Here is a 13,724-nt window from a genome sequence, read left to right as displayed (position 1 = left end):
GATAGAGTCCCTCAAAACGAGGGGGTTTGTGAAGTCTATTTTTTGAAGATACGAAGTTTTCTAGTTTTCAACCTTCAATTCGAGCTCTTTCGTCTCGCCATTGTCCAGCCAAAGTAAATGTGCCGTGGTTCCGTCGCCGCTGATCTCTTTCAGGGTATACGGCTTTTCTGCGGCATCCGGGTCAAACGGGAGAGAGAAAGACATCCCCTCTTCGACCGGAAAAACGTTATCCTTGGTATCGGGAGTATCGAGGTAAAGACGCCCAGTGTAATCATTCTGGAAAGTCTTGTGGCTACCAGAAGGAATACTATACATCTTTCCTTCTTTGCCCGGCTTCAGGTCTTCGACCATCGCGATGTCCTTTGGAATTCCGTTTTTCTCTTCAGTCTTCAGTTCAACGAACTTGAAGCGTTTCTGGTAAGGTCCTTCTTCGAAGAATTCAGTTCCAGGAGGAACGGCGAGCCCGCCACGCATCCGGTTTTCCACCTTTTTTCCGCCTTGAATTCCTTCAATCCGGAAACTCAACGCACCGCCACCGAAGTTGGAGAAACGAAGATACCATTGCTCCTTCTCGATGCTCGCCACCTTCAACTTGGCAAAGAGGGATGGGAAGCTGTTCTTATTGTTAGGTTCGGTCTTCGCCTTGTATTCCTCAAGGTTGGAAAAGCCATCACCATCGAAGTCACGTTGTGGCGCATTGCCATAACCCATTTCCTTACCCATTCCATACTTCAGCCACCAGCTGTTAGGAATTGGCGGGTGAACTGGTTTTTCGCCCGGAGCCTCGGGATCAACCGTCTCATTCATGGGCGCACCTTTGCGCACAAAGAGGTTTACTGGAGTGAAGGACTTCACTTCGCGCCCTTTTGGCGTGCTCACCTTGGCGAGAATCGGCGGCTTGGATAAGGCGCTGGCGGCATCCGCGACGACCTCTTCGGCTGCGATGGCATCCGCATCACGTGGATTTTCAGCCGCTTCAGGAAAATCTTCCTCAACTGCTCCGAGCTTCATCACTCCCAGAACAATCATTGCGACCGCAATCAGGGCTGCGACACCTAAGAGAACTTTTTCGTATTTATCTTTCATTGTCTAAAGGGAGTTCTAGTTGAATTCTGGAAGCTTAAATTCCTCGGAGAAAAGCAGGAGACGCAATTGCAGACCGACGAAGAGACCTTCTTCACCTGCGATTTGACCCAACACGATTCCCTCGTCCACGACGGAAGCCTCTTCGGGCTCCACTTCCTCTTCCTCTGCGGCATCTCCTTCCGCAGGCTCTTCGTCAAAGTTGAAGTTGCCGAAGCCGCCGAAGCCGCCTCCCGCATCTTCCTCCTCGTCTTCCTCATACTCTTCCAATCCGGCATCAGCACGGGTTGGAGGGGTAGTTTTGGCATTCCCAATCCGAACCATATCGATTGTGAAGAAATATTCCTTGGATGAAACCAATGAAGAGATGAACTCGTTCGCTGCGGCTTCATCCGCGTAGAACACCAGCTCCATCGGCATGCTTTGCGCCAACGGGACGGGCTCACGAAGCTCATCATAAATGAGAGTCCAATCCTGGCCTGACTCGGACGGGAGAGGTTCGCGCACAATGTTCTGAACGTCGTAAACCTTTTCAAATTCCGCCAGCTTCTTAAAGAGCCACTCGGTCGCTTCAAGCTGGTAATTCAACTTGGCGGTCGCTTCTGGATTCGCCAAAGAGTCGAGATAAGACTCCATGCCGAAGGCAAACTTTTCCGGGTAGTCAATTTCCTTCTCATCGAAGAGAGCCTTGACGGCCTCGGTCTTGGTCACCAAGCGGTTCTGAAGCTCTGAGGGCGAGATTTTTTCGAGATTCTCGGGCCGGAAGCCCTGCATGGCCTTCTGAAGCCCTTCCACTTTACCCAAAAAGGCGACAACCTCAGTCTTGCGCTCATCGCGATTCTCCTCAGTTGGAAAAGGCGTCACGCGAGCCATTTGCTCCACATTAGCCTTAATCGAAGTGTACTCCCCTTGCAGTTCAGCATACTTCTTACTCTGACCCATTCCGAGGGCAACCAAGCCACCTCCGATGACGAGGGTCCCCACTAGCAATCCAATTGCAAATCCGTTTTCTTTCATTCTATTCCCTTAAATTCTTTAGAGTTTCTTACCCTCGGTGACCTCGGCAAAGCTGATTGGCTCCCTTAGCGGAAGAATCATGGTGAAAGGCGCACCGTAAGTAGCCTCTGCAAGGGTAGTGTTGTTGTTCGTTAAAATTTCCGCGTCAGAGAGAGACAAAATGTCACCTGAATCATAGTCCTCCTTCGTTAGTGAAAAGTAGGTGTCCGGCTCGGTGCCATTGTCTTCCGCTGCCTTCTCAGCTGCCGCGACGCCTTTCTTGATGTTCTCAAGAATCTCAGTCACAGCGCGATGATCTTTCCCATCAACGCCGGAACGCCAGAACCCATCGATACGAATGGCGTTTACAGCAGGCTCGCCGACGACGTCCTTGCCCTCGCGGCTTTTTGCGTCGACAAAGGTTTCACCAAAGGCCAAGCGATCAAAGCCTCCTTTAGCGTAAGATTTGCCGGAATCCGGAGAACCGGGATTGTAGTTCACGTAGGGACGGAGCTCGGTAATCCAGACGGTCTCGCTTGCGAAATAATCGCGAATCTCGTTCAAGATTCCAATCCATTCCGTGCGAGCCTCCTGGTATCCGGCATACTCCGCGCCGACACTACTGATGACCTCCACCGAGTCATTCCACTTGGTCAAAATATCGGCATAAGGAGCCAATTCGCTCTCCCTCTCGGTGATTTGAGCCAATCTTTCCTCGGCCTTGCCGGCGGCTACGAACTTGGTTCCTGCCCAAGCACCGAGACCAGCGAGAACGATTCCAGAAGCAGCCAAGAGCCAAGGCTTCCGACGGGCACTGGCCCGCTCGGCACCAACCGAAGTGGGCACAAGGTCGATGTGGAGCTCGGCTTTGCCTGCCCCTTCGACGCCCAACCCAACCAATTCACCAAGCTGGTGAGCTTTGGCAGCCAAAGACTCGTCAGCGACCCCAACCCTGCGGAGAGGATTGAATGGCTCGACTGGCAGAGAGAGCTTCTCCTGTAGGAAGTCGACCAGATAACCCAGATTCGCTCCCCCACCCGCGAGATAGACCTTGGTTGGCGCATTGCCACCTTGCTGCGAGCGGTAGAAATTCGTCCGGCGGGAAATCTCACCGGGAAGACGGTTCACGGCATTGCGGATAAAGGACGCCAAAGCGGCGGTCGCTTCGTCCATGCCCTCGGTGCTGCCAAGACTTACGACTCCAGAGCCAACCTTGTGGGCCTCTGCCTCTGCGAAAGTGACTCCAAACTCTTTTGAAATCGCAGTGGTCAGGCTAGCACCAGTTGTTCCTGGTGAGTTCACCCCTTGGATGAAGAGCTTCTTGCCTTCAATATAAATCAGCTCCGTGGACTTGGCTCCGATATCAACCAGAAGCACGGGCTCATTGACATCCGGATAGTTGAAACGAAAAGCGTTGTAGAGAGCTGTCGGTGCGGAATCGACCTCCTTGAGGCTCAGACCCGCGCCGGAGACCGACTCGCTGATGTCATCGAGAACTTCCTGACGGATAGCGACCAGAATCACCTCCTTCTCAATCCCCCCGCTTTCGACTGCGGCCCAATCCCAAGCGCCTTCATCCAATGGAAAAGGAATTTGCTGCTGAGCTTCCATCGTTACCAGCTCGGACAAATCGTCGCTGTCGATGGGTGGAAGTTTGACAAACTTGGTGATTACGGAATGCCCGGGAACACTGGCCCGGATCTTGTCCTTGCCAGTCTTCAGGGACTTCGCCAACTGGGCGATGGCACCACGCACTTCTGCGTTGCGCATCGATTCAGCAGCGGGATCCGCGAGAATGTCGATTTCCTGATATTTTTTAAGAGTCAATCCTCCCCCTTTTTTAGGGGAGAAAACAGCCATCGAAATGCGCTGCGAGCCAATATTGAGTGCGATAGTCGACTGGGAGTCAGCCATAGGTGTGTGTTCTAAGGTCTTGGATTTGGGCCCCGAAAACCGGGGCCAGAGAAATTATGAAGCGAGTCGTCTGGGACAAGGAAGCCCTATCGACGCCCCTCCTGCTCTTGCAAGTAGCGGTCCCACCAGAGGAACTTGAAGGGAGTGTCGCCTTTGCTCATGAGAGGAAATTTGTCAGTGCGGGCAAGCTTGGTGGACTTCCACCACTCTTTGGTAGGCTTGGAACTGAACTCCGCGACCTTGGTGCCGTTGTATGTCACTTCGCCAGCAACTCCCCAGACAGCTTGCTTGCCTGCGCGATCCCCACCAGTGAGACGCTTGATCGTGGAAGGAGCAAGATAGACCGAGGCGAAAACTTCTTCATCAACCGGAATATTCACGTAAGTCACGTCTTTCTCGAGGAGAAAATAACCTTTTCCAACGGGATCCTCAACGGCGACGAACCAGCGAATCTGGAGATTGTCCACGAAACCATCCTTGGGCTCTGGCTTCGCTTGCAATTTCAACTTCACTTCCACTTCCAACCAGTCCTTGGGATCCCACTTTTTCTTACCAGTATTTCCCCCAAGTTCAGGCGACTGCAAGTCGTCGAACTCAGGCTTATCAGCGGTGACTTCGACTCGTTGCGCGAGGGCGCTCGTAGCGAAGAAACAGAGCCCCAAAAGCAGGCTAACGGATTTTTTCAGTGTGCTTGTTTGCATAAAAAGACCAATGGGAGTTTCTAAGAAACTAGGCGCTCCTATCGTCGCTTGGCGAGCAGAAATCTTGCAAAAATTTTTTGATTTTCTTCGTAATGACATGGTCCATTCAGAAAGTTGCACTCGCTTTCCTCCCCACTTCGTTAAATGGTCTTTCCCGTGCTTAGTTTTTCCTCTCATCCGCTCACAGTTGGTGCCATTACAGATGCGAAAGCGCTGGCTGGAAACTTTGGAACCGAAAGCGCCGACCTCGTGGAATTGCGGCTGGACGCCCTCGGTTCGGGCCAAGCTGTCATTGATTTCGCCCAGCGTCATCACGGTCAAATTCCGCTTCTCATCACAGCGCGCACTCCCGAAGAAGGAGGAGCCAACCAGTTGGCCTTCGAGAAACGATTGGAGCTTCTCCAAATTCTCTTGCCCTATGCGGCGGCCGTTGACGTGGAGGTTGCCCAAGCGGAGGCCTATTCCGACTTCTTAGGCGAGGCTCGCGCCAATGGCACCAAGGTTGTGCTATCCTCCCACGACTTCGTGGGATTCGACCACGTGGCAACGCTTGAAAGGCTTTCGCTTGCCCAATCGGCCGGAGCGGATGTCGCGAAGGCCGCCGTCACTCTGCGTGATCCGGTGGACTTAACCCTCTTCGAGTCACTTGTCGCGGGCTTGGGCGAAGTTCCTTTTTCGCTGATGGGGATGGGAGCCTACGGACCAATCTCCCGGATTCTGGCGGCACAACACGGCTCCCTGCTGAACTACGGCTTTCTCGGAGATGAGCCCACCGCGCCCGGACAGTGGCCAGCCCGTTTGCTCAAGGAAGTGATTGCCAACACCCCCGCGATCGCAGTGAAAAACTGATAGCAGCTTCTATTTGCCCGGAAGCTCGCCCAAATATTCGACTTGAGCCTCCGAGGGAAGGGCCTCCATGAAGATTCGACCATAGCGTTTGGTTACGACGCGGTTGTCCAAAATCGCAACAATGCCTTGATCCTTTGCGGAGCGAATCAAACGACCCACCCCCTGGCGCAGCTTCACGACCGCTTCCGGCACGGAATAGTCCATGAAGGGATTTCCTCCCGATGACTCGATCGCCTCGATTCGCGAAGCCACCACCGGATGATCCGGCACCGCAAATGGCAATCGGGTCAGGATGACGTTGCTAAGCGCCTCCCCGGGAACATCCACTCCAGTCCAGAATGAGTCTGTTCCGAAGAGCACGCTGTGAATATCCTTCCGGAATTCGCTGACCATATGGTGGCGCGGCATCCCTTCACCTTGCACCAGCAACTTGAGCCCCTCACGCTTGAAAAACGGGCGCATGGCTTCTGCCGTCTTTCGCAACAGTCCATAGCTGGTAAACAGCACGAAGGCCTTGCCGTCCGTTTGTCGAATAAAGTGCTCGATCCACTTGGGGAGCTCATCGGCGAATTTCGGGTCCGACGGCTCGGGCATCCCCTTTGCCACAAAGACCCGCATTTGCTTGCGATAATCGAAGGGACTGCCAATCCGAACCGGTCGAGCGTCCTCCGCCCCCAATCGTTCTCGAAAATATCCCAAATCACGATCACCCGTTCCCAGAGTGGCGCTGGTGAGAATCACGGGTTTTCCCCGTCCGAAAAGACTATCTCGCAATCGCTCGGCGACCTCGATAGGTGCAGACCGCAGGGTGATCGCATCGCGATTCGCCCCTCCCCGCTCGACCCAATAGACACTTCCCTCATCTTCCTGCTCGAGGAAGACCCTCAGGGCTCCGTGGGCTTCGCGCAGACGTCTGACACCGTCGAGAAGCTCGCCGCGACTGGAGCTTTCTTTCTCCATTCCCTCAGCCATCTCCTCCAGCCGAGTCCACAAATCGCGCAACGGCTCGGCCAAGGTATTGGGCACCAAATCCGGATGCCGCACCCGACTTTCGCGGGACTCGCCCTTGAAGTCCACCACATGCCCCACCAGCTGAAAAAACTCGGACATCTCCTCGAAAACCCGCTCGACACCCCGGATCGCAGTCGAATCGTTCATTGCCCGGAGTATTCCTTTTCGCGAACGCGGGTTGTAGAGCCTCTGCAGGTCAAAGCGCATGCCTCCTTCCGCCAAACGAATCCCCAGTTGGCTCGCAGCCACATTCTCCAGGGTATGCGCCTCGTCAAAGACCACAAAGTCACGGGGAAAAAGATAGCCCCCATCCTCGCCACCAGGCTCCACAAGACCATCCAAATCCGCGAGCGCAAAAAAGAGCGTGTGGTTCACCACCAGCACCCGGGCTTCTCCCGCCCGCTTCCAAGCTTTTTGAAAAAAGCAGTTCCCCTTCACCCCGCAAAATCGTTGGGTGCAAATTTGGGACTCGCTACAAACCTGCGCCCAGACCTTGGGTGATGGCTGGAAATCCAGATCGCTCAAAGTCCCTTCCTGCGTTCCCTCGGCCCAATCCCAGATTCGCTTCAATTCGGAGGTTTCGTCTTGGCCAAAGAGGTCGCCCTGTTGCTCCCAGGCCCTCCGCAGCCGCATGGGGCAAAGGTAGTTGGCCCGCCCCTTCAAAAGCACCGCATCCCAGTCACCAGGCACAAGATTTTTCACCAATGGCAAATCCTTGCGCACCAACTGCTCCTGCAAGTTGATGGTGTGGGTCGAGATGATGGCCTTGCGCCCTTCCTCAATGGCGAAGCGAACCGCCGGCAGAAGATAGGCCAGGCTCTTGCCCACCCCGGTGCCGGCCTCCACTGCCAAGCAGCTGTCCCGCCCGAGGGCCTCGGCCACAGCCACCGCCATTTCCTGCTGCTGGGGTCGGTATTCGAAATCATCGGACGCCGACAAGGGACCATTTGCCGAGAAGGCGTTTTCCATCTCCGCCGTCAACCAATGGGGGGCGCCCCCGCTCTCCGATACCGATATCACTTCGCGAGACATAGCCGCCCGACAGCCAACCCGCAACCATCACGGTCAGACAAACGTGGCACCAAAGACCGCTCCTAAAAATTTCCCCCTTACCCACCTCGCAATGAGGTCAGCCAAACCACGGAAATCATTCCCAGAAGACCTCGCGACCGTTGCTCCCGATTGAAATCGACCAGCAACTCGCGCGAGATTCGAACGCCTTCCAGAGGCATGGGTCAACGCTCCAGATAGCGGTCGCGCTCTTCACAGAACACGGTGGCAAGCTCCAGACAGCGACGAGCAACCTCGCGGGCGCGTCGTGGATCAACGAGAGAAACACCCTCTTCTTCCAGCTCACCCTGATAGATTTCCCAAGCTTTCGCCGCGGCTTCCTCCCGATCAATCTTACGGGACTTTTGGGAAGAATCCTCACGATCCCTGTCTTTCCCGCCCCGGCGATTCCGGTTGCGGCGACGACCTTCGCGGCGCTCTTCCTCATCGCCCGAATCCTCGGAGCTCTTTTCCCCGGACTCAGCGTTGGGAGAACTCTCCTCATCAGACTGACGATCCTCGCGGGACTCCTTGTCCTTGGACTCTTTATCCTTCGAAGACTTGGAATTCTTGCGTGGACGCTCGTCGGATTTCTTCGGGGCGTCCTCCTCGACAACTTTAAGCTCCTGCTCGGGCTCCTCCGCGGGAGGGGCTTCGGCTTGGGGAGCCTCGACTGGCTCGCTCGACTCCAAAGAGTAGGTGACTTCGTTCTCTTCGGCGGAAAAATCTTCGTGAGCGGCTTCTTCCGCTTCTGCGGGAGAGTCCTCTTTCTTACTAACGGTCTTCTTGCGGGGTGCCCGCGTGCCGCGAACCCCTTTTTTTACAACCCGCTTGCGGGCTGCCTTCTTCGGGGCATTCTGTTCCTCTGACATACGGCTGCAGTCTTCGTTTTTGTGAGACGGTTTGCAAACGTCAAAATCAATTCGCGACAGAAATTTATTTGGTGTCTTCTTCGTTGCATTGCCCATGAGGACTTGAAACCAATCATGGGAGTGCTATCTGGACGTGGTATGAGTGATTTTACACCCTTTCGGGAAAAAATGGTCGCAGCAGGCTTGGGCGAATCGGCAATTGGAGCCTTCGAGCGCGGCTTCACTCTCTTATCGGCTGGAGAAAAGGGCCTGCTGGGCGAGGAAAGCATTCATCCCGCCACCGATGTCCCGAACTACCTCATGGTCGCCTCGGAACACCCGGAGTGGAACGCGGAATTCCTGGCCCAAACAGCGGTCATCAAATTGAATGGCGGGCTCGGCACCGGGATGGGCTTGCAGAAGGCCAAAAGCCTCCTCGAGGTCAAAAGCGGCGAAACCTTTCTCGACCTCATCGCAGAACAGATCGCCCACCTCAGACAAAGCACTGGAGCAAAAGTCCGCTTCCTGCTCATGAACTCTTTCTCCACCAGCGAAGACACCCTCGCCGCGCTGGCAGACGGCCCCCTCGGCGATGAAGAGGTGGAAATGCTACAGAACAAGGTCCCCAAAATTGACGCCTCGACCATGACGCCAGTGGAGTGGCCCGCCGACCCCGACCACGAGTGGTGCCCTCCTGGACACGGCGACCTCTATCCCGCTCTGGTCGGCAGTGGCTGGCTGGATCGCCTCTTGGAGGCAGGGGTCAAATACGCCTTTGTCTCGAACAGCGACAATCTTGGAGCCACTTTGGACGGAGGATTGCTCAGCTGGTTTGCCGAAAGCCAGGCTCCCTTCGCCATGGAAGTGACGCGCCGCACCGAAGCCGACAAGAAGGGCGGGCACCTTGCCCTCCGCACCAGCGACGAGCGCCTGGTTCTGCGTGAAGTGGCGCAATGCCCTGATGCCGACCTCGACTTTTTCCAAGACATCTCTCGCCACCGCTTTTTCAATACCAATAACTTGTGGCTCAACCTCCCGGCCCTGAAGGAAGCCCTTGATGCGTCCAATGGCGTTCTCCCGCTTCCAGTTATTCAGAATGCCAAGACCGTCGATCCCCGCGACAAGACCTCGACCGCGGTATGGCAACTGGAGACCGCAATGGGTGCTGCCATCGAGTGCTTCGACGGGGCAACCGCCGTGGAAGTCCCCCGCTCACGATTTGCTCCCGTCAAGACCACCGCCGACCTCTTCGCCCTGCGTAGCGATGCCTACGAGAAGCGGGCCGATGGCAGTGTCGGCCTGGTGGGTGTCCGCGCGGGCAAGCCGCCAGTGGTGAAGCTGTCCGACGAATACAAGTTGGTCGACTCCCTGGCCGAGCTCGGCGCGGTCCCTTCTCTGATCGAAGCTGAATCGCTGGTCATCAAGGGCAGGGTGCACTTCGCGGAAGGGGTCGTCATCAAGGGCAATGCCGAGTTCGACAATTGCGGCGAGGTGGCCCCCGGCACATACGGAAGTTAGAATTTTTCAAGCCTTTTTGACTACAAAGGCAGAGTCATAAAATCCTTGCTCCCTGCGCTTGTCCCGCTCAATTAGAGGCCGTGTCGAATGCTGCTGAAATCCCACTCCTAGTCCGCGACTACTTCTGGAAACCCAAGTGGAAGAAGGAAGCCCTCGGAACTCTGAAGGGCGGACAGAAATTTCTCAATTACAAGCGGGACCTCTTGGAGCAGGACCGCGTGGACGAAATCTCATCCCGCATCAAGGATCTCAAGGAAGTCATCCGCAAGCGCGACCAGGACGGAGTCAAGGAAGCCTGCAAACAGCTGCAGGGCACCTGCGAGCACTCGCTTAAATCCTATCGCCCCCCCGATGCCCTTGCGGACAATCTGGAGGTCTTCTTCGTCGCCATCGCCGTCGCTCTGGGGATTCGCGCCTACTACGTCCAACCATTCCGCATCCCGACCGGCTCAATGCAGCCGACCCTGAACGGAATCATTGGCAACAGCATCGAAGACCCGAACTGGAAGAAGCCCAACATCGTCAAGCAAGGCTTCGAAAAGCTCACTGAAGGTCGCACCTACGTGAAAGCGATCGCTCCCGCGGACACGGAGATCGTCGACGTCCGCGAGAAGCGCTGGTTCTGGTTCTTCACCAAGACCGATGTCTTTTTCGCCAATGGGCAAAAGATTCGCCTCAACGGCTCCCCCAACGCGGTCATCAATGGACTGGGCATGGGCAAGAAGCTCAACTTCTACAGCAACGACGGCGAGAACTACGGATTCGTCGCCGGGGGCAACCGACGGTTTCCTGTCAAGAAAGGCCAGGTCTTGGCCCAAGGCTGGGTCGATACCGGGGACCTCGTCCTTGTCGACAAATTCTCCTATCACTTCCGCACGCCCAAGCGGGGTGAGGTCTTCGTCTTCGAGACCCGGGGAATCGAGCGCATCGTCAGCGAAGCCCGCATGAACGATCAGAACCGGGGGTCCCACTACATCAAACGTCTCGTTGGTGTGCCGGGCGACTCCCTGCAGGTTCAGGCGCCCTCACTCTTTATCAACGGCAAGCTGGCCTCGGAACCCGGCATGAAGCGGGTGATGTCTCTCGAGGATGGCTATCAGGGCTACTTCAATGCTCCGGAAATCGTCAGCAGGACACAAAAAAGGCCGCAGGGATACCGCACCGCCCTGAACACCCCGACCTCGAAGATCGAACTCGCGAAGGGGAATGGCAAGGACCAGTATTTCGCCATGGGCGACAACTCCGCCAACTCCTCGGACTCCCGCTATTGGGGACCAGTCGACGAATACCTTCTCGTTGGTCCCGGTCTGTTCACTCTTTGGCCCATTGAGAACTTTGGCTTCATCCGCTAGTTAGCCCGTCCTCCGGCTGCCCGACTGCCGCATTGAGCCCGTCCCCCCGAATAATCCGAGCCACCCATTCACCCCTTGTCCGAAGCCCAAGAGATCACCCGCAAAGCCAAGTCCAACTTGGCCTTCGCTCTTCTCAGTCTACCGAAAGAGAACCGGGACGACGTCACGATTTTCTACGCTTTTTGCCGACGCATCGACGACATCGCGGATGAACCCGATCAAGCGATCGAGGAGAAAGCCGCCGGCCTCGATGCCTGGCAAAAGGTTCTCGAAGACGACCACGCCGTCCCCGGGAGTTTGGAGGCCGCCGTCCTGGGACTACGAGCCAAGCACGACATCCCCAAGGAACACTTCATCAACCTGATTCGTGGCTGCCGCATGGACTTGGAGCCCCAACGCTTTCAGACCTGGGAGGACCTGCAGACCTACACCCATCGGGTCGCCTCCACGGTGGGCCTGGTATGCCTCCCCCTCTTCGGCGCGAAGCACCCCGGCTCGCCTGCTTATGCGGAGAAGCTGGGTCACGCACTCCAGCTCACCAACATCCTGCGCGACGTGAGCGAGGACCTCGACAACGAAGGCCGCGTCTACCTCCCGATCGAGGACTTGCAGCGATTCGACTACAGCGAAGAGGACCTGTTCAATCATATCTACGATGATCGCTTCAAGGCCCTCATGCAGTTCGAATGCGCCCGCGCGACCGGACTCTTTGCCGAAGCCCTGCAGCTCCTCCCCCACTCCGATAGACGGCCATTGATGGCGGCGGAAATCATGCGCTCACTTTATCAGCGACTTTTGGAAAAGATGGAAGAAGACCAGTTCCGCGTCTTCGACCGCCGTTACAAACTTTCGAAAGCCCGCAAGCTCGGCACCCTCGTCATCCACGGACTGCGGGTCCGGTTCTAACAAGCCGAATCCCCCAAATTCGTTTCCAACTCCGCACGGGCCCGCGCCAGAACTGCCGCTGGGCTCACCCCCCTGTCCCGCAAGGTCGCGATGGCCAAAGAATCATGACGCTTCGCCAGCCTCTGCCCAGCCTCGTCCACCACCAGACGATGGTGAAAATAATGCGGCTCCGGCAAATCCAACAAGCCTTGTAGAACGCGGTGCACATGAGTCGACTCCAACAAATCCTCCCCCCGGATGACCTCGGTGATCCCTTGTGCCGCATCGTCCACCACCACCGCCAAATGATAGGAGGTCGCAATATCCTTCCGAGCCAAAACGGGATCCCCCAACAGATCCGGAACCACCCGCACCAAGCCCTTTCTTTCATCCCAAAAAGTCTGTTCACCCACCAACCCGAAAGCCCGCCCCATATCGAGGCGCCAGGCACAACTGGTCTTCTCCGCAAAACGTTTCTCACGCTCCGCCACCGGCATCTCCCGACAGGTTCCCGCATAGAGCGCCGTTCCGTCTCCCCGTTGTGGAGCAGAGATCGCCAAGTCCTTGCGCGTGCAAAAGCATGGATAGAGCACCCCCAAACGATTCAACTTCTCAAGAGCCTCTCGATAGTCCTCAAAGCGGTCCAATTGTCGCAAAGGCTTCCCTTCCCAAGAGATCCCCAGCCATCGCAAGTCTTCTTCAATTCCCCCATAATACTCCTCCCTGACCCGAGTGTGATCGATGTCCTCAAACCGCAGCAAAAACCGGCCATCCTGAGCCTGTGCACGCTCCCAAGCCAGCCAAGCCGAATAGGCATGACCCAGATGCAAGCGGCCAGTGGGTGAAGGAGCGAAACGAGTTGTCATAGACTTCTCAATTGGTAGCCCATCCTCCACCACCCAGGCAATGGCGAACCCCGCGCCCAATCGATTGATGAAAATATAGGCCTTGCCGACTCGCTCTTCGAACGGGCAGGTTCTGTTAGAAATCATGAAAGCACCCATCACGAATTGTTACATCGTCGAGCCCGGCAAACTCATTGCCGGTGAATATCCCCGCGATTTGGAGGAAGAGAGCTCTCAAAAGAAGATCGACTCCCTCCTCGCGGCCGGAGTCTCCCTTTTCCTCGACTTGACCGAAGAAGGAGAAGGGCGCAATCCCCTCCTCCCTTACACCCACTTGATTCGCGAAGCCACTCATCAGCGCCTCCCCATCCCCGACGTTTCCACTCCCCGCAATCAAGCCGAGGCCGCCCGCATTCTCGATGTCATCGACGGTGCCATCGCGAAGGACGAAACCGTATACGTCCACTGCTGGGGCGGCATCGGCCGGACTGGCACCATCGTCGGCTGCTGGCTGGCCCGCCATCACGGAGGCGGCAGCGCTGGTTACACCCGCCTGCAACAAATCTGGAAAACGTGCCCCAAGTCCGCGACCCGTGATTCACCCGAAACTGCCGCGCAACGTCAGTTCGTCAAAGACTGGCCTGCCGGACAGTAGTCCGCAGCAGGCGG

General features: G+C 56.3%; 12 protein-coding genes. 5 read left to right on the top strand and 7 right to left on the bottom strand.

The window, feature by feature from the left end; translation table 11 throughout:
* Nucleotides 1–60: 60 nt before the first annotated feature.
* The 4 genes from IE099_RS03720 to IE099_RS03705 form a co-directional block, all read right to left on the bottom strand.
* On the bottom strand, nucleotides 61–1,086 hold the full coding sequence (locus IE099_RS03720; protein WP_189567468.1) for an Amuc_1099 family pilus-like system protein: 1,026 nt from the start codon (nucleotides 1,084–1,086) through the stop codon (nucleotides 61–63).
* 15 nt (nucleotides 1,087–1,101) lie between these two features.
* A complete protein-coding gene (locus IE099_RS03715) occupies nucleotides 1,102–2,100 on the bottom strand; it encodes an Amuc_1100 family pilus-like protein (RefSeq protein WP_189567467.1) in 999 nt (332 codons plus the stop codon).
* Nucleotides 2,101–2,118: 18 nt separating this feature from the next.
* Nucleotides 2,119–3,993, bottom strand: coding sequence for an Amuc_1101 family PilM-like pilus complex protein (gene mul2B / locus IE099_RS03710; RefSeq protein ID WP_189567466.1), 1,875 nt, complete (start codon nucleotides 3,991–3,993; stop codon nucleotides 2,119–2,121).
* An 86-nt stretch (nucleotides 3,994–4,079) separates the two neighbouring features.
* On the bottom strand, nucleotides 4,080–4,694 hold the full coding sequence (locus tag IE099_RS03705) for an Amuc_1102 family pilus-like protein (RefSeq protein WP_189567464.1): 615 nt from the start codon (nucleotides 4,692–4,694) through the stop codon (nucleotides 4,080–4,082).
* Nucleotides 4,695–4,850: 156 nt separating this feature from the next.
* Between IE099_RS03705 and IE099_RS03700 the strand changes: the two genes are divergently transcribed.
* Nucleotides 4,851–5,543, top strand: coding sequence for a type I 3-dehydroquinate dehydratase (locus IE099_RS03700; RefSeq protein ID WP_189567462.1), 693 nt, complete (start codon nucleotides 4,851–4,853; stop codon nucleotides 5,541–5,543).
* A 9-nt stretch (nucleotides 5,544–5,552) separates the two neighbouring features.
* Here IE099_RS03700 and IE099_RS03695 read toward each other — a convergent pair whose 3' ends face one another.
* Nucleotides 5,553–7,586 (bottom strand): ATP-dependent DNA helicase, encoded by a 2,034-nt coding sequence (locus IE099_RS03695; protein WP_189567460.1) that lies wholly within the window; start codon nucleotides 7,584–7,586, stop codon nucleotides 5,553–5,555.
* Between the two features lie 203 nt (nucleotides 7,587–7,789).
* Nucleotides 7,790–8,476 (bottom strand): hypothetical protein, encoded by a 687-nt coding sequence (locus IE099_RS03690; protein WP_189567458.1) that lies wholly within the window; start codon nucleotides 8,474–8,476, stop codon nucleotides 7,790–7,792.
* A 138-nt stretch (nucleotides 8,477–8,614) separates the two neighbouring features.
* Between IE099_RS03690 and IE099_RS03685 the strand changes: the two genes are divergently transcribed.
* From IE099_RS03685 to IE099_RS03675, 3 genes are all read left to right on the top strand, one after another.
* Nucleotides 8,615–9,973: a UTP--glucose-1-phosphate uridylyltransferase gene (locus IE099_RS03685; protein ID WP_189567456.1), complete on the top strand. Its 1,359-nt coding sequence runs from the start codon at nucleotides 8,615–8,617 to the stop codon at nucleotides 9,971–9,973.
* A gap of 80 nt (nucleotides 9,974–10,053) precedes the next feature.
* Entirely contained in the window at nucleotides 10,054–11,325 is a 1,272-nt protein-coding gene (lepB, locus tag IE099_RS03680; RefSeq protein WP_189567454.1) for a signal peptidase I, read from the top strand.
* A 75-nt stretch (nucleotides 11,326–11,400) separates the two neighbouring features.
* Nucleotides 11,401–12,231: a phytoene/squalene synthase family protein gene (locus IE099_RS03675; RefSeq protein ID WP_189567452.1), complete on the top strand. Its 831-nt coding sequence runs from the start codon at nucleotides 11,401–11,403 to the stop codon at nucleotides 12,229–12,231.
* On the opposite strand, the gene gluQRS is transcribed toward IE099_RS03675, so the two are convergent.
* Nucleotides 12,228–13,202: a tRNA glutamyl-Q(34) synthetase GluQRS gene (gene gluQRS / locus IE099_RS03670; protein ID WP_229809372.1), complete on the bottom strand. Its 975-nt coding sequence runs from the start codon at nucleotides 13,200–13,202 to the stop codon at nucleotides 12,228–12,230. The genes IE099_RS03675 and gluQRS overlap by 4 nt on opposite strands.
* On the opposite strand from gluQRS, the gene IE099_RS03665 reads away from it, so the two are divergent.
* Nucleotides 13,201–13,710 (top strand): protein-tyrosine phosphatase family protein, encoded by a 510-nt coding sequence (locus IE099_RS03665; protein ID WP_189567451.1) that lies wholly within the window; start codon nucleotides 13,201–13,203, stop codon nucleotides 13,708–13,710. The genes gluQRS and IE099_RS03665 overlap by 2 nt on opposite strands.
* The last annotated feature ends 14 nt before the right edge of the window (nucleotides 13,711–13,724 follow it).

Source organism: Roseibacillus persicicus, assembly GCF_014651675.1.
GTDB lineage: Bacteria > Verrucomicrobiota > Verrucomicrobiia > Verrucomicrobiales > Akkermansiaceae > Roseibacillus > Roseibacillus persicicus.
The sequence above is the reverse complement of the archived record's forward strand: the minus strand, read 5'-3'. Positions and strand labels throughout refer to the sequence as shown.

What these genes read in the sequence shown, in the direction of transcription:
- IE099_RS03720 (WP_189567468.1), bottom strand. Translation starts at nt 1,086, where the DNA reads ATGAAAGATAAATACGAAAAAGTTCTCTTAGGTGTCGCAGCCCTGATT.
- IE099_RS03715 (WP_189567467.1), bottom strand. Translation starts at nt 2,100, where the DNA reads ATGAAAGAAAACGGATTTGCAATTGGATTGCTAGTGGGGACCCTCGTC.
- mul2B (WP_189567466.1), bottom strand. Translation starts at nt 3,993, where the DNA reads ATGGCTGACTCCCAGTCGACTATCGCACTCAATATTGGCTCGCAGCGC.
- IE099_RS03705 (WP_189567464.1), bottom strand. Translation starts at nt 4,694, where the DNA reads ATGCAAACAAGCACACTGAAAAAATCCGTTAGCCTGCTTTTGGGGCTC.
- IE099_RS03695 (WP_189567460.1), bottom strand. Translation starts at nt 7,586, where the DNA reads ATGTCTCGCGAAGTGATATCGGTATCGGAGAGCGGGGGCGCCCCCCAT.
- IE099_RS03690 (WP_189567458.1), bottom strand. Translation starts at nt 8,476, where the DNA reads ATGTCAGAGGAACAGAATGCCCCGAAGAAGGCAGCCCGCAAGCGGGTT.
- IE099_RS03685 (WP_189567456.1), top strand. Translation starts at nt 8,615, where the DNA reads ATGAGTGATTTTACACCCTTTCGGGAAAAAATGGTCGCAGCAGGCTTG.
- IE099_RS03665 (WP_189567451.1), top strand. Translation starts at nt 13,201, where the DNA reads ATGAAAGCACCCATCACGAATTGTTACATCGTCGAGCCCGGCAAACTC.
- gluQRS (WP_229809372.1), bottom strand. Translation starts at nt 13,202, where the DNA reads ATGATTTCTAACAGAACCTGCCCGTTCGAAGAGCGAGTCGGCAAGGCC.